Genomic DNA, 25494 nt, shown 5'->3' on the forward strand with positions numbered 1-25494 from the left:
TTGCCCCTTTGCGGACGGCGACGCAAGACGCATTTCAGACAGCGCGGGGCAGGAAGGCCGGAATGTCTTGGCCGAGGCGAGCGTAGAAGGTCGCATAAGCTTCCCCGCAGGGGTGCTCGCGGGCGGCGCGGATCTTGGCCGCGGCGTCCGGCGCCTCCACTGCAAAAGCGGCCAGCGCCGCTTTATGGCGTTCCAGGAAGTCTGCAAACGCCGCGCCTGCGCGCGCCGCAGTGCCGTGCAGGGCGTAGATCGGCGTCGGGTGGCTGCGCCCGCGCAGCACGATTTCGCCGAGCGGGACGAAGAGAAAACCCGGCGCCTGCCGCATGGTCGATTCGGCGACGACGATTGGGATGCCCAATTCTTTCGTCGCCTCTTCGAGACGCGAGGCGACGTTCACCGTGTCGCCGACGATCGAATAATCGAACCGCATATCGGAGCCCATGTTGCCGACGAAGGCCTCGCCAGTGTTGATTCCGACGCCGATCTCGATCGGCCGTTCCGAACGCCCGGTTTCCGAGCGCGCATTGAGCGTGGGCAGAGCCTCGCGCATTGCCAGGGCGGCGGCACAAGCACGTTCGGCGTGATCGATAACATCGAGCGGCGCATTCCAGAACGCCATCAGTCCGTCGCCGAAATATTTGTCGATCGTGCCAGCTTCGACCAGAACGGATTGCGTCAGCGGCGTCAGCACGCCGTTGAGGAATTGCACGACTTCGGCGGCGGAGAGACCTTCGGAACGCCCTGTGAAGTCGCGCACGTCGGCGAAAAGCACCGAGACATCGCGTGACTCCCCACCAAGCCGCAATCTGCTTGGGTCTTTTGCGAGCCGCTCGACGAGAGCCGGCGCGAGATAGCGTGAAAATGCCTTTCGGACGAATTCGCGCTGTCGCTCGCTGCGCCGGTAAACAACAACCGTCATCGCCGCATAGGCCAATATCCAGGTGCCCCCGGGCATCAATGGATCGAACAGGAGACCGATCTTCGAGAACGCGTAGAAGTTCGCGAAGGCGAGCAATTCGAGCGAGAGCAACAAAACGCTGACAGCAGCGACCGGCTTGGTAAAGCGGGCCATCATCGCGATGATCGTGCCGCCGATAACAAGCAGAAAAGCTTCGAGCCCCGGCGCGTAATCCGGCCGCGCCAAATTTGTGCCGGAGAGAACATGCTCCAAAAGTTCGGCGTGGATATCGACGCCGGGGACGGCCGCTTCAAGCGGCGTCGAGCGAATATCTGCGAGCGCGCTGGCGCTCGAACCAATCAAGATAATGCGGCCGGCGATCTCGCTGTTCGCGACTTTTCCGGCGAGCACACGCCATGCCGAAATGTGTCGCGCCGCTTGCGTGCCGGAATAATGGACGCGCACCGCGCCGTCGGATTCAGGCGCGATCTGCAACGCACCGATTTTAACGCCGACGACGCCGGTTCTGGCTCCGAAACCACTGGTGTTCGAGGCGTTCGAGGACTTCACAACGATCGTCGAGGCGTGTTGTGCCACACGAAGAATTTCAGCATCGAGCGAGGGGACGAGGCGCATCGCTGCGCCGTTGCCTTGCGTTGAGACGAGCGGCACCTTGCGGACGATGAGATCGCGGTCCGGCTCCCAATTGATGCTGCCAAGGCCCGTGGCTTTTTCGGTGAGACCGGCCAGAGGCAAAATCGCTCCGCGGAAATTGAGCAGAAACGGCCGTGGATCGTCGCCCAAAGTGACGAAGCCGGATTTCACCGGCACGTCGGTGCTGACGCCGTTGGTCAAAACGAGTGTCAGGACGCTCGGTCCCCGCGCCAGCACCTCTTCCAGACTCTGATCTTCCATCAGGCCATGCGCAGCCAATGCGTCGGCGAGCGACTTGCGTTCCGGCACGTCGGGCAATTGCGCCAGCAGATTGCGCGGTGTCGAACGATCCTGCTCGGAGAAGAGAATATCGAAGGCAACCACCGCCGCGCCTTGCACAAAAAGATGACGGGCGAGATCGGCAAGCCTGTGGCGCGGCCAAGGCCATTGGCCGAGCCGCGCGAGCGAAGCATCGTCAATATCGACGACTCTGACTGGTATGTTTGGCGAATAGGGGCGTGGCTCGATCTGCTGATCGTAATCGAAAACGAGACTGCGAAGCCGCTCGACGAGCGGCGGGCTTTCGATCGACAATGCGAGCCCAAGGCCGATCGGCAGCGCCCAGATCAATGCGCCAAAGATATACGCGGCGTAGGGCCGAAGCTGGGCCGCGAGCCTCCGAGCCGGCGACCGGGTCAGCAAAGCTCGATCCTGACGGGCACATGATCGGACGGCTTGTCTTCGCCGCGCCGCTCCTTATCGATCGTCACTTGCATCAGCCGGTCGGCCGCGCGCGACGACAACAGCAGATGATCGATGCGGATGCCGCGATTGCGCTGCCACGCGCCGGCCTGATAGTCCCAGAACGTATAGAGTCCGCCTTCGTCGCTCGTCGCGCGCAACGCATCGGTGAAACCGAGATTGAGCAGCGCGTGGAAGCGCGCCCGCGTTTGGGGCAAATAGAGCGCGTCGCCAGCCCAAACGGCGGGGTCGAAGCAATCGCGCGCCGCGGGGATGACGTTAAAATCTCCAGCGAGAACCAGCGGCTCTTCAAGCTCAAGAAGCTCGCGCGCATGCGCGGCGAGACGGTCCATCCATGCGAGTTTGTAGGTATATTTCTCGGTCTCGGGCGGATTGCCGTTGGGGAGGTAGATCGAGGCGACACGGATGATACCGTCGCCATCTGGAATCACCGCCTCGATATAACGCGCATGTTCGTCGCTCTCGTCGCCCGGCAGGCCGCGCGTGACCTCCAGCGGGTTCTTGGAAAGAATAGCGACGCCGTTGAAGCCCTTTTGGCCATGCACGGCGACATTGTAGCCGCAGGCCTCCACCTCAGCATAAGGGAAGGCCGCATCGAGGCATTTCAATTCCTGCAGGCAAATGACGTCAGGGCCGATTTCGCGCAAATAGCGCAGCAGGTGTTCGGTTCTTTGCCTGACTGAGTTGACGTTCCAGGTGGCGATCTGCATGGCGGGTCCTGTTTCGGGCCGCCAGTCTATCACGCTGCTCGGCGCCGCAAACCAGCCGTCAGAAGATTGCACCGGGCGTTGGCCGAGGCGCAGATCGGAGCTGCCGGCGATGATGCGGCAGAACACCTTCGCGCAGCGCGGCGCGGCGCAACGGACCGAGCGCCGACATAGCGAAGAAGCCGAGCCCCCGGAGCATATCGACGGGCAGGGCGTCGGAAAGCATGGAGCGGTTCAGGACGTCAATTCCGCGAACGCGAATATCAATATCGGGCTCCTGCGCCGCCGCATAACGATGCAGTGCCGCCGCGCCGCCGACATCCTCCCGCGCTTGGCGTGCGGTCTCCAGGCTTGAAGTGAGCGCTGCGATATCACGCAAGCTGAGGTTCAGGCCCTGCGCTGCCAGGGGCGGAAAGGTATGGGCCGCCTCCGCGATCAGCGCGATGCGGCGCCCCGTCAAACGTGCGGCGCGCATCCCCGCCATTGGAAAGAAGCCGGGATCGCTGTCGAGCCGCATCTCGCCGTAGATTTCCTCCACCTCGTGCGCGATATCCGCCGCGAGATAGTCGGCGTCCAGCCCGTGGCGCCGCTGCGCCTCTTGCGGAGACATCAGCCAGACAAGGCTTGAGCGATGTTGTGCCTCGCCGCGCGGCGGCAGGGGGACGAGCGTGCAGGGGCCGCTGCGGGTATGGAATTCGATAGAGCGATCGTGGTGCGGACGTTCGTGCGCCAAAAGCACAGTGAGGGCGACCTGCGGGTAGGTCCAGCGGCGCGTGCCGATGCCGGCCTTTTTGCGCATCGTCGAGCGCTGGCCATCGGCAGCAACGATCAGCTTTGCGTCGATCCGGCGCCCCGATGCGAAGACGGCGGTGACGCCGTCGGTATGATACTCAATGTCGGCGACCAAGTCTTCGACCCGGCGAATATCCGGATTCCGCCGCACGAGATCGGCGAGACGCAGAACCAGCTTGTCATTTTCGATATTGGCGCCGAGCGCGTTGAGGCCGATTTCGTCTGCCGCGAAGGTCAGCGATGGAATCGGCACCGGCGCATTGGTGGCGTCGATGAGATCGATCGCGACGATTTTCGCGGCGATGCTGGCAAGGTCAGGCCAGAGCTTCTGCGCTCGCAAGAAACGCAGCGAACCCTCGAACAGCGCAACCGTACGCCCGTTGCTCGCTGCTTCGAGCGGCCCGGCGAGCGCGACGGAGTGGCCGGAATTGGCGAGAGCCAGCGCCGCACAAAGCCCGGCCGCGCCGGCACCGACGACGAGAATATCGACCGCGGAATCCGCCCGAGTCAAAATCTTGCTCGCAAAATCCTACTCGCGCTCGTCGATCGGCACGTAGGGGCGTTCGCGCGCGCCGGTGTAAAGCTGGCGCGGCCGGCCGATCTTCTGGCCCGGATCTTCGATCATTTCCTTCCACTGGGCGACCCAACCGGCGGTGCGCGCCACGGCGAAAAGCACGGTGAACATGGAGGTCGGGAAGCCCATCGCCTTCAACGTGATGCCCGAATAGAAGTCGATATTCGGATAGAGCTTCTTTTCGATGAAATAATCGTCGTGGAGTGCGATCTGCTCAAGCTCCATCGCGACATCGAGCAGCGGATCGTCTTTCTTGCCCGCCGCTTCGAGAACCGCGTGACAGGTCTTCTGCATGAGCTTGGCGCGCGGATCGTAGTTTTTATAGACGCGATGGCCGAAGCCCATGAGACGGAACGAATCGTTCTTGTCTTTGGCGCGAGCGATATATGTCGGAATGTTCTCGACCCGGCCGATCTCCTCAAGCATTTTGAGCGCGGCTTCATTGGCGCCGCCATGCGCCGGGCCCCAGAGACACGCGACACCCGCCGCGACACAGGCGAAAGGATTGGCGCCGGAGGAGCCGGCGAGCCGCACCGTCGACGTCGAAGCGTTCTGCTCGTGGTCGGCGTGCAGGATGAAAATCTGGTCGAGCGCGCGCGCCATTACCGGATTGACTTTGAAGTCCTCGCAGGGAACGGCGAAGCACATGCGCAGGAAGTTCGAAGAATAGTCGAGTTCGTTCTTTGGATAAACGAAGGGCTGACCGATCGAATATTTGTACGCCATCGCCGCGAGGGTTGGCAGCTTCGCAATCAGCCGCATCGAAGCAACCATGCGCTGCTTCGGATCAGAGATATTCGTCGAGTCGTGATAGAAGGCTGAGAGCGCGCCGACGCAGGCAACGAGGACTGCCATCGGATGCGCATCGCGGCGGAAGCCCTGGAAGAAGCGGGCGAGCTGTTCGTGCACCATCGTGTGGCGCGTGATGCGATGCACCCAATCCGCGCGCTGCGCCGGCGTCGGCAGTTCGCCATAAAGAAGAAGGTAGGACGTTTCGAGGAAGTCGCCCTGTTCGGCGAGCTGTTCGATCGGATAACCACGATAGAGCAGGACACCCTTGTCGCCGTCGATATAGGTGATTTCCGACTCGCAGCTTGCGGTCGACGTGAAGCCCGGGTCGTAGGTGAACATCCCCGTCTGCGCGTAAAGCTTGCTGATGTCGACGACCGCCGGCCCGATATTGCCCTCCTTGACCGGCAAATCGATCGTCTTGTCGCCGATCGAGAATTTGGCCGAGTCGCTCGCGGAAGCCTGCTTGGGTGCATCGAGCATGAAAGTCTGCCTTCTTTTGTGATTATCATCCGTGTGCGTTGCCGGCCCAAGGGGTGGCCATGAGCGGGCGCCGCCAGAGCGGACTTGGTGCAATGCAGTATTGCCTATCGCATAGTCGAGTCGTGTTCAAGGTCGCGAGGGTTCTGCGGCAGGTCAAAGGCTTTGATCGGTCAGGCGAGCGAGGCTTTCGTCGCGCCCAAGAACACCGAAGACATCGAAAATCCCCGGCGATGTTGCTCGCCCGGTCAGCGCTGCGCGCAAAGGTTGGGCAACCTGACCAAGTTTCAAGTGATTTTCCTCGGCGTAATGTCGCACGACATTTTCCGTCGTCGTCGAATTCCAGGTCTCAAGGCTCACCAGCTCCGGCAAAAGGCCGCGCAAATGTGCGCGAGCCGATGCATCGAGGATGCCAGCCGCCGCGGCATCGAGCGCCAGCGGCCGTTGGGCGAACAGAAAGACAGCGCCGTCGCGCAGTTCGGTTAGAGTCTTCGCGCGCTCCTTGAGGCCGGGCATTGCAGCAAGCAGCTTTTGCCGCATGCCGGCATCGAAGTTTTGCGGGAAAGTGGCATTTTCCGGCAGGTGCGGCAGTGTGTCGATCAGAAGATTGACCAGCGTTTCGTCATCCGTCGTTCGGATATAATGGCCGTTCATGTTTTCGAGTTTGGCGAAATCGAACCGTGCCGCCGAACGCCCGACATGACCGAGATCGAACGCGGCGATCATCTCTTCAGTCGAAAAATATTCCTGGTCGCCGTGGCTCCAGCCAAGGCGAACGAGATAATTGCGCAACGCGGCCGGCAGATAGCCCATGGCGCGATAGGCATCGACGCCAAGCGCGCCATGCCGCTTCGACAATTTCGCGCCGTCGGCGCCGTGGATCAGCGGGATATGCGCCATGCGCGGCACATCCCAGCCCAACGCCTCGTAAATTCGCATCTGCCTAGCGGCATTGGTGAGGTGATCGTCGCCGCGGATAATATCGGTGATGCTCATGTCGTGATCGTCGACGACGACGGCGAGCATATAGGTCGGCGTTCCGTCGGAGCGCAGCAAAACGAAATCGTCGAGATTTTCATTCGCCCAGGCGACGCGCCCCTGGACGAGATCATCGAGCACTGTCTCGCCAAGTTGTGGCGCCTTGAGCCGGACCACCGGTTTGACACCGGCTGGCGCTTCCGAAGCGGGCTTGTCGCGCCAGCGCCCGTCGTAGCGCGGTGGCTTGCCTTCGGCGCGTGCCTTGGCGCGCATATCGTCGAGCTCTTGCGGCGTCGCATAGCAATGATAGGCGCGCCCCGCGGCGAGCAATTGTTCGGCGATTTCGCGATGGCGTGCCGCGCGCTGGAACTGGTGCACGACATCGCCATCCCAATCGAGGCCGAGCCATTTCAGCCCGTCGAGAATGGCGGTGATCGCTGCATCCGTCGAACGCTCGCGGTCCGTATCCTCGATCCGCAGCAGCATTTTGCCGCCCGCGTGACGCGCATAGAGCCAGTTGAACAGTGCCGTCCGTGCCCCGCCAATGTGCAGAAACCCGGTCGGCGAAGGCGCAAAACGTGTCACCACCTGAGCCATGAGCGAAGTCTGATCCTCTTACCTGTAATCCGATCATAAAGTGCAGCCCGGAGGGCCGGGCGCGGTTTAGCACGGACAGGGCGAAAGAAAAGCCCGCGGCCTTGCCACGCGCCGGTCTCGGATCAATCATGCCCCCGCGCCTAAGTCGGGGCTGCCCGACTTAGGGTTTCAAAATACCCAACTCGGGCGAGCCCGGAGTTGGCGGGGAGTGCGATGACGGAACGGGCGGGGACGACCTTTGCGAGCGGCTTCGCGCCGGCGCGCTTCGGCCTGCGCCTCGTGCAATTCGCCGGGTCGACGCGTCAGGCGTTTCAGCAGGCCGTCGAAATCGAGGCTGCCGAGCGGCGGTTTTTCCTCTGGCTCCCGGTCGCCGCCGGCGCGGGCGTTATCCTCTATCTCACCGCCGACCGGGAGCCCTCGCTCTGGTATGCCGGTTTCGCTGCCATCTTGTTTGGCGCACTGGCTGCGGGGCTGCGCCAGCATCGCCATGCGCAAAGCGTCGCGCTTGTGCTTTGTTGCGTCTGCCTGGGATTATTTTCAGCAAGCTGGCGCGCGGCGCGGGTCGCGGCGCCGGTGCTCGATCATATCCGCGTTACGACGCTCGAAGGCATGATCGAGGAAATGGATTTTCGCGAGCAGGGCGCGCGCTTTCTGCTGCGTGTGGATCACGCCGATGGGCTTGCGGCACAGGCGACGCCCTATCGCGTGCGTCTAACCTTGAAGCGAACGCCGCCGTTCGAGGCGGGCAGTTATGTGCGGCTCAAGGCGCGGCTGCTGCCGCCAGCACAGGAGAGTTTGCCGGCTTTCAATTACCCATAAATTTTTGTCCCGATCGCAGCACCCAATTCGATATCCGTTAGCTTGGATAGACCGCGCCATATCACGATATTTCCCGGAGGTGGATCGCTGGCTCTCGCTAAGTATCCTCCAAGCCGCGCTACTTTAACGACGTAGTGCGAGAGCGTTTTTCGCCGAGTACTATCACCATTCCGATCTTTCACTAGATGATCGAGAAGCTTAATTTCGATCTCGGTCATCGCCATTTGCGGCGGCGCATTCGGCGTGGAACGATTGAGCATCGTCATCCAGAAGACGCGCCAACTCACAATACAGAAAACCGCGATCAGATTCACTAGACGCTCAGCGGTCCGCAGTTTCGACTCCTCCGCCTTGCAGCCTGATTTGAGGATTTTATGGAAGACCTCGATTTTCCACCTCAACGCGTACCATTCGATCTTCTCGATGGCGTCCTTGCGCGATTGGACCGGAAGATCGGTGAGGAGCTTCCATTCGATCTTCTTTCGCCGCTTCGGCCTTCCCCGCTCTTGAGCGTGGATCACGGTCAGAGTGAGTGCGGGATATTTTTTCTGCTTGCCGATCGGCGGCAGAATTCGAAGCTTGCGGAAACGAATTTCGAGAAGCGCTTCATCCGGTTCGCCTTTGTCGTCTTTAACCTTGATCCGATGTAGGCCTTTGATCGTAATCTCGTCCACTTCGTCGGCAATTGTATGATTGCCGTCCCCGGCAAGCCGATCAACACAGGTTCGCACAAGAAAATGCGTTCCAACCTCCTCAGCCAAGCAAAACAGCTCATAAATGTCGCTCTCGCGATCACCAATATGAACACATCGTCCGGGGGCAGCGAGAAGGTCGGTCGATTGCCGCAAATTCTCCAACCAGCGGATGCTCTCCTTATGCTCGATCGGAACCCGTGTTGGATTGATCTTTCGCTTCAGCGCCGTCGTCCCCTTGAACTTCTTGCGTGTCCAGAACTTGATTGCCGCCAATCCGAACGGAAGCCCCTCGGTCGTCACGGCGAGGCTTGAATGCATCAGGATGCCGCACTGCGTGCGTCCTGCCGTCTTACCCGTAAAGCCAATCAAATCCGGCTTCTCGCGCTTGAAGCTGAATTCCGTCGTGTCATGCAGGACGAGGATCGGTCCCTCCGTCGCCGTTACGCGCCCGCGCGTCGCTTCGAAATGACCGCAAAGAATATCCGCCTCGTTGACCCGGTCATTAGAGAAGAATCGATAGGCGGCCTTCGTGTTGGCCCAGTCCTGACAAACAAGCGGGATGCTCTGACCCATGTCGCTCCCGATTTGTGCGAGCAATTTGCAGAACCGGCGGCCGAGCCGTTCATCCTTAAACTTGCATCCCGCAGCTTCCCGATCAACCCAGGTCTCCATACCCGTCGTCAATCGCTCAGCACGCGCCTCCGCGCGTTCCTTCACCAAGCCCATCGAGCACCCCCACGCCTCCGAATCAGGTGCTCAACAACGAATCACAACAGATTCCGCCAATACAAGATCCCGCCCCCGGCGCCTCGTTCAAATCCGACGTCAAATGTGGGTAATTGAAAGGTTTGCCGGGAGGCTACGATTTTGCCCGCGATGCGTGGTTCGCGCGCATCGGCGCGGTTGGCAATGTGGTCGGTCGCGTGACCCTGATGACGCCGCCGCATCCGCCGGGGCTTGTCGATTCCGCGCTGATGGCACTCGACCGCAGCCGCAATGCTTTGGCTTTGCGCATCGATACGATTGTTGGCGGTGAAGCCGGTGCCGTTGCCGCGGCCATGGTGACAGGCAAGCGCGATCTGCTCTCGGACGATACTAAGGACGTGATCCGCGAAGCCGGCATCTTTCACATCATCACGATTTCCGGCGTACAGATGACGCTGATGGCCGGCATTTTCTTCGTTGGCCTGCGGCGTGTATTGGCGCTTTCGCCGTCGCTGGCGCTGCGCTACCCGATCAAGCAATGGGCGGCCGCAACCGCCATTCTTGGCGCGATCTTCTATGACATCGCGACGGGCTCGCGCGTTGGCACCGAGCGGGCCTTGTTCATGACCTTGATCATGCTCGGCGCCGTGCTTGCCGGACGCCAGTCGCTCAGCATGCGCAATCTCGCGCTCGCCGCCGTGCTGGTGATGCTTGTTGCGCCCGAGGCGATCCTAGGCGCGAGCTTTCAGCTTTCCTTCGCCGCAGTCGCTGCGCTTGTCGCGGTGTATGAATCGCGCGCCGAAAATGGCGCGCAAATTCGCGACGAGCGCGCCGGCCTTGTGGCGCCGTCGCCGATGCGGGCGCGGATCGCCGCGCTCCGCGCGTTCTTCGGCCATGGGCCGCCGGCTTTGCTATTTGCGACTCTCTGCGCGACGACGGCGACGGCCTCGTTCATGGCCTATGATTTCCATGAGCTCAATCCTTACGTGCTCATCGGCAATCCGCTGACGCTGACTCTCATCGAATTGTTCGCGGTGCCATGCGCGCTCCTCGGCACGCTGCTCTATCCGCTTGGGCTCGATGCGTTCGTCTGGCATTATCTCGGCCTCGGCATCCGTTTCGTGCTGTGGGTCGCACGCTGGATCGGCACGCTACCGGGCGCGTCAACGCATATCAATGTCTTCGCGCCCTGGGCGATCGTGTTTCTGACATTCGCGGTGCTTTCGGCGGTGATCTGGCGCTCGGCGCTGCTGCGGCTGACGGCCGTGCCGCTCGCAATCATCGGCCTCTATGGCACGATGAATGGTCCATCCTTCGATATGGCGATTGCCGCGACCGGCGATGCCGTCGCCGTGCGCGGGGCGGACGGCGCGTTGACGATCATCGGCCGGCGGCCAAGCCAGTTCACGGTCGAGCAATGGCTCGGCGCCGACGCCGACGCGCGCGACCCGCATGAAGCAATCGACATGAGCGCCTGCGACCGCATCGGCTGCGTCGGCATTCTGGCCGATGGCCGCAGCGTTGCGCTGGTGCTGGACGACGCAGCTTTCGCTGAAGATTGCCTGCGCGCCGATATTGTCATCACGCCGCTCTACGCGCCGCCGGGCTGCGCCGCGCCGCTCGTCATCGATCGCGACAGGCTACGCGGCAGCGGCGCGATGCTTTTGCGCGCGCAAGGCAAGGGCTGGGCATTCGACACCGCCCGTGCCGTGGACGAAGACCGGCCTTGGTCGCCAGCGCCACCTGTGTGGAAAAGGGCGCGTGCTGCGCCCGAGCAAAAAGCGAACGACAGTCCGGACGCTTCACAAGATTAGCCCGTTATGGCCGGGCTTGACCCGGCCATCCACGACTTACCTTGAGGGCCTTGCATGGATGGCCGGAACAAGTCCGGCCATGACGCGCGTTCAACGCAGCTCAATATTTCCTGATGAGGCTCACCAGCTTGCCCTGGATGCGCACGCGGTCGGGGCCGAAAATGCGCGTCTCATAGGCCGAATTGGCGGCTTCGAGCGCGATCGAGGCGCCGCGCTTGCGCAGCCGCTTCAACGTCGCTTCCTCATCGTCGATGAGGGCGACGACGATGTCGCCGGTCTCGGCCGTGTCCTGCTTGCGGATCACCACCGTGTCGGCGTCGAAAATACCGGCGTCGATCATCGAATCGCCACGCACTTCGAGCGCGTAATGTTCGCCGGTCGAGAGCATGTCCGGGGACAGGGTGATCGTGTGGCTGCGGCTCTGCAAAGCGGTGATCGGCGTGCCCGCGGCGATACGGCCCATGACAGGAATGGCGACCATGCCGGCGCGTTCATCCTCGTCCTCGAACGCGGGCATGACAGGGCGTACCTTGCCGAGATTGCCCTCGATGACTTCGGGCGAGAACTTGCGGCCACGTCCATGTGACATGGGCGTTGTCGACTCGGGCAGGCGCAAAACTTCGAGCGCGCGGGCGCGGTTCGGCAGGCGGCGGATGAAGCCGCGCTCCTCGAGCGCCAGGATCAAGCGATGGATGCCGGATTTCGAGCGCAGGTCGAGCGCTTCTTTCATCTCGTCGAAGGAGGGCGGGACGCCGGTCTCCTTCAGACGCTCGTTGATGAAGCGCAGGAGTTCGCTTTGTTTACGGGTCAACATTCAGGCGCTCTCGCTCTTGGGCGGCTCCGGAGCCGAATCACTCCGGTTCAGAAGACGGGAAGCCGCTAAACAAAGAGTGAACAGAGCCTAACCGTTCTTGCTGTGTTCCGTCAAGGTGGGGCGATATTATATTTCGCGGGACCAACGCTAGATGTTGCATCCGTTTTGAGTGTTCTGGCAAAATCCGCGGATGCCGCTTTCGCAACTTACGACCTGCCTGAACGACGCAGCCGCAGTCTCTTCGTTGATTGCTGGGGGCCTTTGGCTTGTCTCCGCAACGCGATCTACGCCCTCGGATTTCACGGAAGTGGAAGTAGCCATCGCCGAGGGCGGCCTTACAGATGAAATGGGTGCCCTCGGGCCGCAGAGTGTGTATGTCAATACAAAGCCGCTGATAGATTTAGCCAACGCGATTAGGCACCAAAGCCAATACAGCGCAATGGCGGCCATCTTCGCCTTTTTGGCCGCAATTTGTCAGGCCGGAGTCCTCTTAGCTGGTCGCTCTTAAAGGCTTCATTTTTTCGGATCGCTTGGCTTAGGTTGCCGATCTGGTTTTGCCACAACCTTCGCAAAGGCTCGGTCAAAATCCTTCGGATCATTGCTCATTTCAAGCTCGTGCGCAGCTTCGCGAATGTGGGTCGCGCCAAGCCACCTACCTCAGCCCGATGACGAGTCCGCTCAGGTCGGCGTTCACCATCAGGCCGACTTGAAAGCCTTCCAATTCCAACACAGCGCCCTTGTCGTTGGCGAGCCGGATGAGGCGGGCGCCGACACCAACCGTGGCACCCGCACCAGCCGCGCCATAGACGCCTGCAATGTCCGATGGCCGGTAGATGTGGAGAACCCGTCCACGCAAAGTCGTATGCGACAGGCCGAAGACAAGCCCGGCATCGACGCCGCCGACGGTCAGCGCATAACGCCGCCCGTGGAAATACAGGCTGCCGCCGCCGCCATTCGCGCCAACGAACCAGCCACCCTTCACGATGGACAGGCGCACGGTGCCGCTGTCGGCAAACGCGGAGGTAGACGAACTCAGAGCAAAAAGGGCCAGCAGACCGACGAGGCTTGCTCGAACCCGATGAGACAGATGCATGGTGCTTCCCCCCTGAAACCCTGTTGCGCAGTCCCGTCAGCCTATATCAGCGACGAAAAGAAAACCAATTCCCGGGAGCCAGCTCTAAATCGGGTCGCGAGACGGGCGTCTTTCTGCGCTCGGCGTAGCTATTCGTTCATCTCAATTTTTAAGAGCGGGGCAACCAATATCACTCATGCTGCCGAGATTATTTAAAAAACGGTGATTGCGAAATGAAAGTTTATGCCATTGTTTGCGACTTTGTCGCGAGGGATGCACATCCCGATTTTTTTGGATGTCTTGAGGCTCTGGGCGAAGCCTGGTGCCACGTCAATGAATCGATCTGGCTCGTCAAGACGTCATTGTCGCCTCGACAAATCAAGTTACGCCTGTCGCCGCATCTGAACGATTGCGATCAGCTGCTCATCCTCTTTTGTACGCAGGGCGCTTGGCAAGGCTACAACGACATTTCTGCGCTCGGGCTCAAGGCCGTCTTCCAAGCGCAATAAGCCGCCGGATCAGGCGGCCAGTCGCTTGAACAGCGTCGCGAAGAGGTGCCTCAGTCTGACTTGGGGCACTTCATTGGCATAGCCGCCGGTGAACAGCAGGGCGATGAGATGACGCCGTGTTTGCCGATCCAGATTAAATTTCACGGCGACGCCATCTTGGGACTGGCGGACCTGGGTAAACGGCGCTTCGATTCCGTTGGAAAGCAGGAGCGATCCCTGGTCGTCTGCACGCAGACGTCCAAAGTCCATCATCAGATGAGCCCCGCCCAGAGAAATATCACGCAGGACGCAGGGGACTTGCGTGCCATTTGCGAGATGCACAGTCGCGTGCTCTCCGGAATTGAAGCGCTCCTCGACACGCCTTCGCGGGACTTCAACGCAAACTGCGCAGGCAATGACGAGGATCGCAATATTGAAAATGCTCCAGAAGACATTCAGGGCATATCCATCCGTTCCGTAGACGGGAGAAAATTGCGCCGTGTTCCGTGCAATCCCGAGCATCGTCGTCAACGCGATTGCCGCGAAGGGAAGCAGATAACGCCATTGGATAACGACTCGATCTGCGGAAATTCCCTTGGCCGTGACTTTGAACGGATGACCCCATGGCTTGACCAGCGCGATAGCGACGGTCGCGACCATCGAGAAGCTCATCAGCAATTGCGTCACGTCCGTCATGATCGGGACAATGCGCTTGCGGGCGTAAAAGGCCATGAAGAAAGTCGAGCATACGACATAGGGCGCAAGGTAACAGAGCATCCCCGCAGCGGTGCTGGAGATGACGGCCGTCTGCGTCCACCAATAGACAAGTGGCGCGGTGATCATGAGCAATTTGAAGGGCGCATTGCTGATCCAGTAAAGCGCGCCGTCGAAGGACGAAATCCGGTTGATGAGACCGATCTTTGCGGGCCCCGCGAACGACCACCGCGTGTACATCTGCTGAATCGCACCGAGGCACCAGCGCGAACGCTGTGAAATGTAGCTGCTGAGACCCTCGGGCGCGAGCCCCATGCTGAGCATCTCGTTGAGAAATATCGTGCGAAAGCCGTGTTCGCCAAATTTGAAGGAGGTGAGCATATCCTCCGTCACGGTTTCGGTGGCCATCCCGCCGGCGGCGACGAGTGCATCGACACGAAACACAGCCGAAGTTCCGCAGCAGAATGCGGCGCCCCACGCGTCTTTTGAATCAAGCAACGTGTTGAAGAAGAAACGCTGCTCGTCAGGCCAGACGCGCGTCATCGCCAGATTGTTTTGTATCGGATCCGGATTGACGAAATGCTGCGGTGTCTGGACGATCCCGATGTCAGGCTCGGCGAAGAGCCCGAGAGTTCGCTTCAGAATATGACGATAAGGCACGAAATCCGCGTCGAGAACCAGGACAAACTCCGGCCGCCGGCCGGTCGATAGCGCATGCTGCAAACCGTTGTTGATGTTCCCTGCCTTCGCTTGGGCGCCCTTCACGCGGCGGGCATAATGAATGCCAAGGTCTTCCGCCAATTGTTCGACCCAGTCGCGTGCGCCATCATCGAGAATCCAGACGCGCAGATCGGGGTGATCGATTGCCTTCGCGCCAACGATTGTTCGCTCGAGAATGTTATAAGGCTCGTTATAAGTGGTGATGAAAACATCGACAGGTGTTGCGGCGAGCAAGGGGGACGTCTTCGTCGGCGGCGTCCGGCCGCTGCGCCGAGACATGAACAGAATAACGCTCATGGAGCTGCATATCGACATCGTCTCGAAAGCAAAGAACAGCCACGCCCATGTCTGCTGGAAAACATCCTGATTTACAGGCATCGAATATTCGAAGCGCCACCAAACGTAACGCGCCGCGAGCGCTATACACAGAGCGGAGAATAGTGCACGCACGACGCCTGCGAGGCGGGTTTCGAATTGAACGAGGAGCGCAGCTACGCCGACGCTGAGGAAAAGCGGGCCAAAAGAGCCGATATCAAGCGACATGGTCTTGATCAGGGCAGGGAGTTGCGGATGCGTGAAGCGAAATCCGACTCATTCGACGGCAACACGACGCGTGCCCGGCGGCCGACCAGACATCCTCTCTCGCCGTCGATGCGAATGCGCACGGTTGCTGTCGCGCCTTTCTCTTCAAACGGAATCGCCGCGAGATTGTGATCGCCATCGGTCGGATCGCTGGTGACGGATGCGACGCGGCCATATCGTTTCGCCGTCTCTCCGGAGATCATGAATTCTACTTTGCTTTCCGCCGAGATGTCAGGAACACGGGCCTGCGGCACGTCGGCAATGATGAAGGCCGAGTTACAATCCACAATCTCGGCAATCGGCTCGCCGGCGTTGATACGCTCGCCCTGCGCGGCATTTATCTTCCAGATCATGCCCGCGGTCGGCGCAACCATGATCGCGGTGCGCATTTTGGCGATGCGCGCTTCCTCGCTCGCGAGACGCCCCATGGTTTCGCCGATATCCGAGACGATGAACTGGCGCTGTTGGGTTAGGTCTTGAAGCCGGATCGTGATCTCGTCTTCGCGCTGTTGCGAATACGGCGTATCGGTCGAACCGGGATCGGTGATGATTCCACTTTTGATCGCGGCCAGTTGCGCTTCAAAAGAAACAATTCGGCCGCGCTGGGCTTCCGCCTCGTTGAGAGCCGTGCCGAAGTCGGCTTTGGCCTTATCCAGATCGGCGGTTGAGGAGAAGCCACGCTCTGCCAACACAGAACGACGATCGAGCGTCTGTTTCGCTTCATCGCGGCGATAGTTCAACGCCAGGAGCTGATCTTGGGCTTCCGTCAACGAACCCTGAATGCGAGCCGAGCTCCACTCTTTGAAATAATCGGCGCGACGCTGTAAGGCAGCCCTCAAAGTTTCAAGGGAATTCATTTCCACGGAAACGACCGCGAGTTCGGCGCGCGTCCGCGTAAGGTGCTCGCGCAAATCGATGAGGTGCAAGTTGTTGACGCGGTCGTCGGTCACCGTCGCAATGCGATCATTTTGATGGACCAGATCGCCGACCTTTAATGGCATGGCATAAACGACGCCATCAATCGGCGTCCGTAGCGGAACCGTATAGGAAGAGACCACGGCGTTATCGGTCACGACAGCGAACTCATTGGAAAGAATCGCGTAGCCGCCGACGGTCAGGACGGTCACCGTAGCCCCGAGTTTGGCGAGTCGTAGCCACGGCAAATGGAAAGTTAAGCCGACGGCATTGGGGGCGGGCTGCACCGAGGCCCGTGTTGAAAATTCACTCATTATCCACCAATAAAAAAAAAAAGAGCAGCTACAAAACGCGCTGTGAAAAGATGCTGCGCGGCAAATCTGAACAGCCGATAAACTCGGCGATGCTCTTCAAATTTCAGTAAAATCCAAGTTAACGCAAATATGCGCAACGAGTTGTTAGGCATTTTTGACTTCGCGAGATTGTTTGTGGGGTAGGTAAATTAGGGTCAACGCGGATGCGACAAACGGCGTTGGCCACGCGATTTCGGGATAAGCCAACACGCATTGTCGTTGCGAATGATGAGGGTCTATCGGGCCGGGCGGCAAACTTAGCTTGTGAGCTTCGATCTAATTCGCGTTGAGCGATTGTATTTCTGCCAAGCGTCCCCATTTGTACATCAGCGCTCGATGTATCGGTGACTTGCCGATGAGTTCTGCCGAGCTGACGTCCTCTTTTCACAAGGCGATTTTTGCGGCTCGCAGTTTGGCGGCCATGTTTGGCCGTGTCGATCTCTCGGATTGCAGGTTTGCGCGCGGATCAGAAGCTCAGCTTCAACCTGTCGAGCGATGAAGCGAAATGGAGAGTGGAGCGACTTCGACATTGCATGCGGCACCGGACCGACCACGGATGTACTGGCGGTCCGGTGCGGTGTGGTTCTGCAAAAGCGTTTGATGCGAGTCCAGCAATCCGGATCTGGGAGTTTACGCATGCATTATCTCGGCGGGATTACCGGCAGCGGTATGTTGACGTGTGATGGCGAGAACATCGCGCGTGTTTCTTATGACTTTGATGGTTTCCGCCGACCCTCTTCGGAAATTGTCGGCAATGGGCAGATCACATTCGCTGTCAGCGCGTTGAAAGATGTGTTCGGCCGCGACGTCCAGATTCAGACGGACGACGGGAAGCTTCTCAAGCTCAGATTCTCCGAAAAGACGATGGATCCCCGCGCCGAGGTCGCGCATGTGGACGTTTTTGGAGACTTGGCGTCGTTCACCCAGGAATCGCACCGCGAGGAGCCGGAAACCCTCTAATCCTCAGATCAGCTTGTGCCTGCGGTTTATTAAATCAGCATGCAGCAACAGTGCTAGGATTCATGATGATGCCTTCACAATGATGCTTTCGCCCGCCCAGTGCCGCGGCGCCCGCGGCCTTCTCGATTGGTCGCGACGACAGCTTGCGCTCGCCGCGAATATCGACATTGCCAATATCCTGGAATTGGAAGCTGATGAAGGGCACGTGCCTGCGGCCGTTGGCGATGCGCTCCGCGGGGCATTCGAAAGCGGCGGAATTATTTTTATTCCTGAAGACAGTGAGGGCGCCGGAGTCCGCTTGCGCAAGCCGCGCGAGAATAGCGCGGAACTAACACGCCGGATCGATACGATCGAAGACAATCTGGCGAAAACGGAGGGACCGTCGGCCCAGACACCGGAAGGCGGCATGCGGACACTTGAGCGCGCCCATAAGCGCAACGCCGTTACGAAGTTGAAAAACCGGCGAACAAAACTGAAAGAGAAAGCTAAGTGAAGGCTATTCAACGTTCACAACGAGCCTTCGAGAACATCTTTCGGCAGCGGCGCCAGCGCGTAGACAAAGCTAGCTTTGAGCATTGGGTTCCAGATTTGCGGCATCGTATCGATGAGAATGGATGCGAAGTGGGCTTGCCCAAGTAATTTTTTAGCTTTCGCCAAATGATCGCCAATCGCGTTCGTCATTGCGTGCACGGGGATTATATCCGGCCTGAGCGCCGAATTCCCTATCCATCTTTTCGAAGATGGCTTTGACCACGTAAGCTAATCGTTTGGCGTCCTCGGGCGTTGCGGCCGCGCCATATCGATCCTGCAGTTCGTCTTCAATGACCATTATCAAAGAACGGCTTCGACTTGCTCCGCCATGATCTGGTGTTCAAGAACGACGCGCTCGTAGGGCTCTTTGACGCTCTTGATCCGGTATTGAAGCTCCGTTCCGAGCGGCGGCAATCGTGCGATTACGACGAAGGCCGCGTCGACCTTCAAAAAGTGCCGAAGGCCCGTGTTGAGCAGGACGGTTTCGCCCGGCTGGAAAAGATATTGCGTATCTTGGCTGCTCATCGTGAAAATCCTGTGCTTACCTGAGGACTGCAATCCCGGTGCGGCAATCCATGCGTGTGAAACAACGGCGCTGGATCGCTGCGCCCGAATGATATTTTTCTCAAATGACTCGCGTCAGAGGAGGCACCTGATCTGGCTTGTCTCGGGCTGCCTCGGCGAGCAGCTTTTAGCCAGTCGGCTTTTCGGAAAGCGGGCAGCGGATGCGTCAGCGGGACACGCTGCAAAGCAGCAATTTATTTTACTGCATCCGCAAGAATAGCGAATTATTCACAAAATTACTAGCTACGACGCGGATTTTATTTTTCATAATTGGCTGAGCCATGCTGATACTCTGCGCGCCGCACGTTCGCGCCATGCAGGCGCGCCAGCGAAAACCACGCGCCAACGTCACCGATTGAGGTATCTTCAGCATCTGTCCAACCCTCCGTGACGTAGATTGGAGGACCTCATGATCGAGCAGGCGAGTTCGCACAAACGCATCGCGTGGGTGATCCACGAGCTGAAGAGCTTCCTGGCCATCGTCCTTTATTTATGGGTGGTGTTCGGATTGTATGTGCTCAACGAGAGCATCATCATGGGGAAGGAGCATATCAATTTTGCGTCTCACGGCTTTGCCCTGATCAACGCGATCGTCCTCGGCAAAGTGCTTCTCGTCGCGGAAGACATGAATTTCGCGGACCGATTCAAACGGGGCCCTCTGGTCTTCCCCATTGTTTATAAGGCGCTTGCCTTTTCCATCCTGTTCGTTGTGTTTCATATCGGCGAAAGTATGCTGGTCGGACTTTTCCATGGCCGGCGCGCCGTTGAAAGCTTTCCCACCATTGGTGGCGGCACACCGGAGGGTTTCCTGTGTGTCATTGCGATTATGTTTGTCTCTCTCCTGCCGTTCTTTGCCTTTCGGGAAATCGGGCGGGTCATCGGAGAGGACAGGCTTTGGGCGCTGCTCTTCAAGCGCGGCGCCGTCGCGACCGAGCTTCGGTCCTCGCAGGGCTGACAATTGCATGAGCCGATGTCGGGCTCAGCGAGCCGAGCAAAGCCGGTCAGCACTCTTCGGGCACTTTGCTGAAGCGTTCACACAGCGATTTCATCAGCGTTATGGCTTCCGGCCCGCAGAAGGAATTGTAGCGTGCGTTGACGCAATTCTTCGCGGTCTTTAGAACGCCTTGGATTTCGCTGCGCTCGAGCACGCCTTTTTGCTCTAGCGTTTCAAGCAGCGCGAACAGAACCGCGCTGCTGACGACGGCGAGGCTTTTTTCCGAGGTGAGAGGGCTTGAATGGGTCGGCATCGGTCACGCTCCTGTGACCCGAATGCTAGCGTCCCGCGCAGCATTGTAAATAATGGAATGGTCCCAAGCGTAAAACGCCGGGTAACTCAGTGGATATGAAGCAGTTGGCCGATGATCTTGGCCGCGGCTACGCCGATAGAGGCGATGACGGCCAACCCGCAAAGCCCGGCTATTCCGGCGCCGATGTAGAAAACAATGCGCCGCAGGTGCCCCTCGGCGGTCGGCGGGAACTCAAGCTTGACGTCACGCGCTGGTGTCAGGTCGAATTGCATGGCTTCCTGCTCATTTTTCAATCAGCCATCATAGACGACGGTCAGCCGATCGCAAGGGGGTGGCCGCCGCCGGCCAAAATCGGGCGGTCTTGTGGGCGGCGGCGGATCGGTGCAGTCCTCGACGATGAGGGGAGGGGCAATGAAACTCTTCATGTTTTACGTCGGCGGCAATTGTGGAAGCTCGAATATCGAGTTGCACGATGTCCGCTTTTCCATCGGGGCAACGCCGGAGGATTGTTATGCCGACCTGCGCCGGCAATGGTGGGGCGATCCCGAAAGCCTGCATCTCGATAGCTGGGGCGAGGTCCGCCAAGCCGACGGGCACGACATCTTGATCGCGCAAGGCGCCGCGACGGAGACTGGAGACAGATTGTTTTTCGTCAATCTTGGCGGTTACGACGCGAGCGAGTTTGGTGAACTTCACAAGAATCTGCTGACCGTCGCTGCCGATGCCAAGGCGGCGAAGGCTACGGCGCTCACACATGTCAACGGCTGGTTTCGGCCGCATAAGGACAGGATATTCGAGGTGGAGAAGGCCGTGGACATTACTGGCGAGATCGGTCGGGAGGGCTATGCCCTGACGCTCAAGAGAGCGAGCGCCGAGCGGCCGTTTTCGTTCACATGCGATTATGTACCGATCGGCTGACGTCGTGAGCGAGTTATCGCTCAATCGAGTCTTATTTCGCGATCGCGGTCACGGCAGCTCGTTTTCGGGCGGCGTCCTGCGCGGCCCTGCGCGCTGCAAGTCGCGAACGGATCGCGTCATTTTCGACGACGCCAGGGTTGGGCCTGATCTGGAAACCGCCCGAGGGCGACCGTCTGCTGCTGGAAAATACGGTGGCGGCGAAGGCTGCGGCTGCTTTGCTGCTCATTTTCCACATCTCCTATTCCGCCGATATAACGCCGGGCCTGTAAAGATGTTCCCGTTCTGGCGACGGAAGAGAGCTGAACTTTCGGCAATTTTCCACCGCCTTCACAGGGCGCAGGATGGCGAGAGAAACGCTTGAATTGGAATGGCTTGCAGCGAAAAAGGAGTGGACGGATATGCTGGAACACGTCTCTGTGCCAGTCGCGGACTTCGCGAAATCTAAAAAGTTCTATCTCGCAGCGCTGAAGCCGCTGGGATACGCGCTGACAGAGGATTATTCCGACGCCGCAGGATTTTTCGAGGGCGGCCACACCAGTTTCTGGATTGCCAAAAAGGGCGGACACAAGGGCGGCATCCATGTCGCGTTTCTCGCCAAGAACCGGGAGGAAGTTCAGGGCTTTCACGCGGCCGGTTTGAAAGCCGGCGGCAAAGACAATGGCAAGCCCGCGCGGCGCGAAGGCTATGGCTATGCCGCGTTCGTCTACGATCCTGACGGGAATAATATCGAAGCCGTCTTGTTCGAAAGCGGCGATGAATGATCGGTTGAAGCCCCGAGATTGGACCGTCCCGCAGCGAACGCTATGATCACACGAGATTCCCCGAGCACGCGGCGCGCGGAGGTTGCGTATTCGTTGACGACAGGGCCATTTTCCAAAGACGACGGGCGAGGGCGGCCAGGCGCCGAATCTCGGAAGGTGATTCATGTCGACATGGACGCGTTTTACGCGTCGGTCGAACAGCGCGATAACCCGGACTTACGTGGCAAACCCGTCGCCGTCGGCGGGGCGAGCCGCCGCGGCGTCGTGGCCGCAGCAAGTTATGAGGCGCGAAAATTCGGCGTCCGTTCCGCCATGGCGTCCGTCACAGCGTCGCGCAAATGCCCCGAGTTGATCTTCGTCAAGCCGCGGTTTGACGCCTATCGCGCGATCTCGCAGCAGATCAGAATGATTTTCGCGCAATATACCGACCTGATCGAGCCGCTTTCGCTCGATGAAGCCTATCTCGATGTCACGCAGAACAAGCTCGCCGCGCCGCTGGCCACGCAGATCGCCGAGGACATCCGGGCGAAAATTCGCGCCGAAACGGGTCTCACGGCGTCCGCCGGCGTCTCCTACAATAAGTTCTTGGCGAAGCTCGCTTCAGATTATCGTAAGCCCGACGGGCTCTTCGTCATCACGCCGAAAATGGGGCCTGTGTTTGTCGAGTCGCTCGCCGTCGAGCGCTTCCACGGTGTCGGCCCCGCCACTGCGGCGAAAATGAAAGGCCTCGGCATCGAAACCGGCGCCGACCTCAAAGCCTGTGCGCTGCGATTCCTTGAGAATCATTTCGGCAAGGCGGGGGCGTATTATTATTGGGTCGCCCGGGGCATCGATGAGCGGCCGGTGCGGCCCGACCGCATCCGCAAGTCGATTGGGGCCGAGAACACTTTCTTTGATGATCTGGCAGAGTTCGAGGCAATGCACGATGCCTTGCGACCGATTCTCGACAAGTTGTGGCGGCACTGCGAAGGGGCGGGCATCCGCGGGCGCACCGTGACGTTGAAGATGAAATTTTCGGATTTTCGCATCATCACCCGCGGCCGTTCGATCAGCGGCTGCGTAAACTCCCGCGACGAACTTGAGGCGATCAGCTTAGACCTGCTTCGGCCCCTGTTGCCGCGCGTCTTGGGCGTTCGGCTGCTCGGCGTGTCCATCTCGAATCTTGTTTCGAGCGAGGATGACGGCGGCGGCGCGGGGCAGATGATTTTGCTCTGAACGCTGGTCTCGGACTTCAGCAAGCCTTGCGGCGCTGCAAACTTCCGCCATAAATGATGAGAGTTTGCAGCGGCGCAAGGTACGGCGCGCATTCGCATCGGGCATATGCTAAAAGCTGCGCGCTATGATTCGTTTTGAGCAAAGAGGTAGCTCTATGGCAGTTGCAAAAAAGAAGACGAAAGCGGCGCCCGCGGTTGCGGCGCGCGCCGCACCCAGCACGAAGCCTGTTGCCCGTGGTGCAGCGGTTACCAGGACGGCGGTCAAGACGGTGACGTTGAAGCAGATCGGCCATGAACTCGCCGAAGCCTACGAGCTTCCGAAGCGGACGATTGAATCATTGTTCAACGACATGACCGATACGATCATCAAGAATATCAAAAAGGGCTCGAAGGTTCGCATCAGCGGCATCGGGATATTGCAGGTCAAGAAGCGCGCCGCGCGCATGGGGCGGAACCCGGCGACGGGCGAGAGCATCAAGATCAAGGCGAGCAAGAAAGTGGCGCTCAGCGTCGCCCGCGACCTGAAACAATCGCTTTAAGCCCATCTCTTGATAAACAGATTGCGCGGTCACATCGCGCAATCTGCTAAATCACGGGAGCGTGAAATCGTGATGCGGATGGCCAATTTCCCGCATCGCAATAACGATTTGCACCGCACGTTGCTGGAGCTTCGAGCTTTACAACTTTTGGTGAATCACAGGAATGTCAATGGATTGATTTTTCGGCGCGTTTAATTGTGGTGGTTGCGGTTTTCTGTCGCGTTTTGCGATTTGAAGGGGACGCTCCGCTGCGATGATCAGCCATAAATATCGATGCATTTTCATTCATATCCAGCGAACCGCTGGATCAAGCATTGAGGAAATGATCGCTACGGAAGATTGGTGGCACCGCGAAGCATCGACCAAGCATCTGCTTGCGTCTCAGGCTAAGCGGCTCTACGCCGACTATTGGGACGATTATTTCAAGTTTTCCTTCGTGCGCCACCCGGTGACACGCATCATGTCCTGTTTGAAGTTCGCTGACCATTTCGGGCTCTCGCTCTCCAAAGGTAATCGCATCAATTTCGACGGTTATCGGGGAGTTTTCGGCGACAAAATCGTCGTCGAGTTCGACCACCGCTTTTATCGTCGCGAAGAAATTATCCAGCCGCAGCATTGCGAAGGCTCGGTTTACGGAAATATCCTGGACGAGGAATTGGATTTCATCGGCAAGTTTGAAAACTTGGCCGAGGACACCAAATTCATTAGCGACCGGCTGGGAATTCCCCACAAGAAGCTGCAGCATCTGGAGCGTAGCCGGACGTCGTCGATAAGGCCAAACAACCACGTTCTTGCTGACATTGAAACGCTTTACGCGCGGGATTTCGAACGTTTCGGCTATAGCTTGCTGGATACGCCACTGCTGCGCGAACGGCAGAGTCTTCTGGATAGATTTTCCCTCCATGCCGGCACGCTGGCTCTTAGCCGCGCGTGACGCCTCGCAGAATTTAGCATCCGGGTCCGGGCGGCAGTCCGGCACGAACTTCATGCGCTGCACGAGGCCTTGCTTTCTGGACCCATGAATTTCTCGCAGTGCGGTTCTTCCAACTCATCTGATGTCGCGACAGCATGGACTTCAGTGAAGTTCACGCTGTGTCGCCCGGCGCGTAAGGTCAGGTGACGGGCAAGCAGTCAGGGGTTGGCAATAATGGGGGAACCCGCTCTTCCATTTTCGGATCGGACGCGGTTGCGCCGGTATCATTGGCTCGGCAAATATGACCGGGACACGATCAATAGCATCATCGATGCCGGCATCATTTGTCAGGTGGGCTACGTTTTTAACGGCGAACCCTATGTGACGCCGACAAGCCATTGGCGCATCGACGATTACGTCTATTGGCACGGCTCGTCGGCAAGCCGGATGCTCAAGACGCAACAGACCGGCATTCCGGTCTGCTTCACCGTCACGCATCTGGATGGGATCGTTTTCGCCCGCGCGGCAATGAACCATAACGTGCAGTTTCGCTCGGTCATGGCCTTTGGAAATGCCGAACTCGTCGAGGAAGACAAAAAGCGGGAGGCTCTTGCCGCTTTCACGGATAAACTCGCACCGGGATTGTGGGATTACGCACGGCCGCCGAGTGAGCAGGAATGGCTGGCGACGAAAGTCATCCGCATGCGGCTGGAAGACGTCTCGGCGAAGATCAACGACGTTTTCGCCGGCGACGAGGAAGAGGATCTGGCTTCCGATCTCTGGTCCGGCGCGGTGCCGCTTTACGTCGGACAGGGCGAAATCATTCCCGATCCGCGGCTTGCACCCGGGATAGAAATGCCCGATTTCGCGCGACTCTTCCGCTATACGCGAAAATAGTCCCGACTCACCCGGGCACGATCCTTGC

At 59.2% G+C, this 25494-nt stretch carries 27 protein-coding genes; 11 read left to right on the forward strand and 16 right to left on the reverse strand.

Translation table 11 applies throughout. From position 1 onward, the window contains the following. Nucleotides 1-34: 34 nt before the first annotated feature. The 5 genes from WDN02_RS12000 to gltX form a co-directional block, all read right to left on the reverse strand. Entirely contained in the window at nucleotides 35-2254 is a 2220-nt protein-coding gene (locus WDN02_RS12000) for an adenylate/guanylate cyclase domain-containing protein (RefSeq protein WP_337293717.1), read from the reverse strand. Continuing rightward, nucleotides 2248-3024: an exodeoxyribonuclease III gene (gene xth, locus WDN02_RS12005; RefSeq protein WP_337293718.1), complete on the reverse strand. Its 777-nt coding sequence runs from the start codon at nucleotides 3022-3024 to the stop codon at nucleotides 2248-2250. Before xth ends, WDN02_RS12000 begins: the two co-directional genes overlap by 7 nt. A 58-nt stretch (nucleotides 3025-3082) precedes the next feature. Then, nucleotides 3083-4324, reverse strand: a complete 1242-nt coding sequence (locus tag WDN02_RS12010) for an FAD-dependent oxidoreductase (protein ID WP_337293719.1) — start codon at nucleotides 4322-4324, stop codon at nucleotides 3083-3085. Between the two features lie 18 nt (nucleotides 4325-4342). Beyond that, nucleotides 4343-5659 carry a citrate synthase gene (gltA, locus tag WDN02_RS12015; RefSeq protein WP_337293720.1) on the reverse strand — a complete coding sequence of 439 codons (1317 nt, stop codon included), beginning with the start codon at nucleotides 5657-5659 and terminating at the stop codon, nucleotides 4343-4345. A gap of 153 nt (nucleotides 5660-5812) precedes the next feature. Continuing rightward, a complete protein-coding gene (gene gltX, locus WDN02_RS12020; RefSeq protein ID WP_337293721.1) occupies nucleotides 5813-7231 on the reverse strand; it encodes a glutamate--tRNA ligase in 1419 nt (472 codons plus the stop codon). 213 nt (nucleotides 7232-7444) lie between these two features. On the opposite strand from gltX, the gene WDN02_RS12025 reads away from it, so the two are divergent. Beyond that, on the forward strand, nucleotides 7445-8050 hold the full coding sequence (locus tag WDN02_RS12025; RefSeq protein WP_337293722.1) for a DUF4131 domain-containing protein: 606 nt from the start codon (nucleotides 7445-7447) through the stop codon (nucleotides 8048-8050). Here WDN02_RS12025 and WDN02_RS12030 read toward each other — a convergent pair. Then, nucleotides 8041-9471, reverse strand: coding sequence for an IS4 family transposase (locus WDN02_RS12030; RefSeq protein WP_337293723.1), 1431 nt, complete (start codon nucleotides 9469-9471; stop codon nucleotides 8041-8043). The genes WDN02_RS12025 and WDN02_RS12030 overlap by 10 nt on opposite strands. A gap of 113 nt (nucleotides 9472-9584) precedes the next feature. On the opposite strand from WDN02_RS12030, the gene WDN02_RS12035 reads away from it, so the two are divergent. Next, a complete protein-coding gene (locus WDN02_RS12035; protein WP_337293724.1) occupies nucleotides 9585-11264 on the forward strand; it encodes a ComEC/Rec2 family competence protein in 1680 nt (559 codons plus the stop codon). Nucleotides 11265-11364: 100 nt separating this feature from the next. Here WDN02_RS12035 and lexA read toward each other — a convergent pair whose 3' ends face one another. Beyond that, nucleotides 11365-12078 carry a transcriptional repressor LexA gene (gene lexA / locus WDN02_RS12040; protein WP_337293725.1) on the reverse strand — a complete coding sequence of 238 codons (714 nt, stop codon included), beginning with the start codon at nucleotides 12076-12078 and terminating at the stop codon, nucleotides 11365-11367. A gap of 652 nt (nucleotides 12079-12730) precedes the next feature. After that, complete coding sequence (locus WDN02_RS12045) at nucleotides 12731-13171, reverse strand: hypothetical protein (RefSeq protein ID WP_337293726.1); 441 nt, start codon at nucleotides 13169-13171, stop codon at nucleotides 12731-12733. Between the two features lie 212 nt (nucleotides 13172-13383). Here WDN02_RS12045 and WDN02_RS12050 point away from each other — a divergent pair, with 212 nt between their 5' ends. Next, complete coding sequence (locus tag WDN02_RS12050) at nucleotides 13384-13659, forward strand: hypothetical protein (protein ID WP_337293727.1); 276 nt, start codon at nucleotides 13384-13386, stop codon at nucleotides 13657-13659. Between the two features lie 9 nt (nucleotides 13660-13668). Here WDN02_RS12050 and WDN02_RS12055 read toward each other — a convergent pair whose 3' ends face one another. Then, nucleotides 13669-15615, reverse strand: coding sequence for a glycosyltransferase (locus WDN02_RS12055; RefSeq protein ID WP_337293728.1), 1947 nt, complete (start codon nucleotides 15613-15615; stop codon nucleotides 13669-13671). An 8-nt stretch (nucleotides 15616-15623) separates the two neighbouring features. Beyond that, nucleotides 15624-16883 carry an HlyD family efflux transporter periplasmic adaptor subunit gene (locus tag WDN02_RS12060; protein WP_337293729.1) on the reverse strand — a complete coding sequence of 420 codons (1260 nt, stop codon included), beginning with the start codon at nucleotides 16881-16883 and terminating at the stop codon, nucleotides 15624-15626. A gap of 675 nt (nucleotides 16884-17558) precedes the next feature. Here WDN02_RS12060 and WDN02_RS12065 point away from each other — a divergent pair. Beyond that, nucleotides 17559-17882: a hypothetical protein gene (locus tag WDN02_RS12065; protein ID WP_337293730.1), complete on the forward strand. Its 324-nt coding sequence runs from the start codon at nucleotides 17559-17561 to the stop codon at nucleotides 17880-17882. Further along, nucleotides 17812-18375, forward strand: a complete 564-nt coding sequence (locus tag WDN02_RS12070; RefSeq protein WP_337293731.1) for a hypothetical protein — start codon at nucleotides 17812-17814, stop codon at nucleotides 18373-18375. The genes WDN02_RS12065 and WDN02_RS12070 overlap by 71 nt, the downstream gene beginning before the upstream one ends. A gap of 14 nt (nucleotides 18376-18389) precedes the next feature. Here WDN02_RS12070 and WDN02_RS12075 read toward each other — a convergent pair whose 3' ends face one another. Both WDN02_RS12075 and WDN02_RS12080 read right to left on the reverse strand, forming a co-directional pair. Further along, on the reverse strand, nucleotides 18390-18563 hold the full coding sequence (locus WDN02_RS12075; protein ID WP_337293732.1) for a hypothetical protein: 174 nt from the start codon (nucleotides 18561-18563) through the stop codon (nucleotides 18390-18392). Between the two features lie 150 nt (nucleotides 18564-18713). Further along, entirely contained in the window at nucleotides 18714-18938 is a 225-nt protein-coding gene (locus tag WDN02_RS12080; protein ID WP_337293733.1) for a hypothetical protein, read from the reverse strand. A 448-nt stretch (nucleotides 18939-19386) separates the two neighbouring features. Between WDN02_RS12080 and WDN02_RS12085 the strand changes: the two genes are divergently transcribed. Continuing rightward, nucleotides 19387-19932, forward strand: a complete 546-nt coding sequence (locus WDN02_RS12085) for a hypothetical protein (RefSeq protein WP_337293734.1) — start codon at nucleotides 19387-19389, stop codon at nucleotides 19930-19932. 46 nt (nucleotides 19933-19978) lie between these two features. On the opposite strand, the gene WDN02_RS12090 is transcribed toward WDN02_RS12085, so the two are convergent. Both WDN02_RS12090 and WDN02_RS12095 read right to left on the reverse strand, forming a co-directional pair. Further along, entirely contained in the window at nucleotides 19979-20224 is a 246-nt protein-coding gene (locus WDN02_RS12090; RefSeq protein WP_337293735.1) for a hypothetical protein, read from the reverse strand. Nucleotides 20225-20310: 86 nt separating this feature from the next. Then, nucleotides 20311-20517 (reverse strand): hypothetical protein, encoded by a 207-nt coding sequence (locus tag WDN02_RS12095; protein WP_337293736.1) that lies wholly within the window; start codon nucleotides 20515-20517, stop codon nucleotides 20311-20313. A 118-nt stretch (nucleotides 20518-20635) separates the two neighbouring features. Here WDN02_RS12095 and WDN02_RS12100 point away from each other — a divergent pair, with 118 nt between their 5' ends. Beyond that, entirely contained in the window at nucleotides 20636-21142 is a 507-nt protein-coding gene (locus tag WDN02_RS12100) for a DUF1543 domain-containing protein (protein WP_337293737.1), read from the forward strand. Nucleotides 21143-21173: 31 nt separating this feature from the next. Here the strand turns inward: WDN02_RS12100 and WDN02_RS12105 are convergent, their stop codons facing one another. Beyond that, the gene (locus WDN02_RS12105; RefSeq protein WP_337293738.1) at nucleotides 21174-21368 is read right to left on the reverse strand and encodes a hypothetical protein; all 195 of its coding nucleotides are present in this window, start codon (nucleotides 21366-21368) and stop codon (nucleotides 21174-21176) included. Between the two features lie 172 nt (nucleotides 21369-21540). On the opposite strand from WDN02_RS12105, the gene WDN02_RS12110 reads away from it, so the two are divergent. The 3 genes from WDN02_RS12110 (at nucleotide 21541) to WDN02_RS12120 (ending at nucleotide 23656) form a co-directional block, all read left to right on the forward strand. After that, a complete protein-coding gene (locus WDN02_RS12110; protein WP_337293739.1) occupies nucleotides 21541-21903 on the forward strand; it encodes a VOC family protein in 363 nt (120 codons plus the stop codon). 93 nt (nucleotides 21904-21996) lie between these two features. Next, nucleotides 21997-23118 carry a DNA polymerase IV gene (gene dinB / locus WDN02_RS12115; RefSeq protein WP_337293740.1) on the forward strand — a complete coding sequence of 374 codons (1122 nt, stop codon included), beginning with the start codon at nucleotides 21997-21999 and terminating at the stop codon, nucleotides 23116-23118. A 154-nt stretch (nucleotides 23119-23272) separates the two neighbouring features. Next, complete coding sequence (locus WDN02_RS12120; protein WP_337293741.1) at nucleotides 23273-23656, forward strand: HU family DNA-binding protein; 384 nt, start codon at nucleotides 23273-23275, stop codon at nucleotides 23654-23656. 307 nt (nucleotides 23657-23963) lie between these two features. Here the strand turns inward: WDN02_RS12120 and WDN02_RS12125 are convergent, their stop codons facing one another. Further along, nucleotides 23964-24653, reverse strand: coding sequence for a hypothetical protein (locus tag WDN02_RS12125; protein ID WP_337293742.1), 690 nt, complete (start codon nucleotides 24651-24653; stop codon nucleotides 23964-23966). Nucleotides 24654-24803: 150 nt separating this feature from the next. Here WDN02_RS12125 and WDN02_RS12130 point away from each other — a divergent pair, with 150 nt between their 5' ends. Next, nucleotides 24804-25466 (forward strand): pyridoxamine 5'-phosphate oxidase family protein, encoded by a 663-nt coding sequence (locus tag WDN02_RS12130; protein ID WP_337293743.1) that lies wholly within the window; start codon nucleotides 24804-24806, stop codon nucleotides 25464-25466. The last annotated feature ends 28 nt before the right edge of the window (nucleotides 25467-25494 follow it).

Source organism: Methylovirgula sp. (assembly GCF_037200945.1).
In the GTDB taxonomy this organism is placed as follows: Bacteria; Pseudomonadota; Alphaproteobacteria; order Rhizobiales; family Beijerinckiaceae; genus Methylovirgula.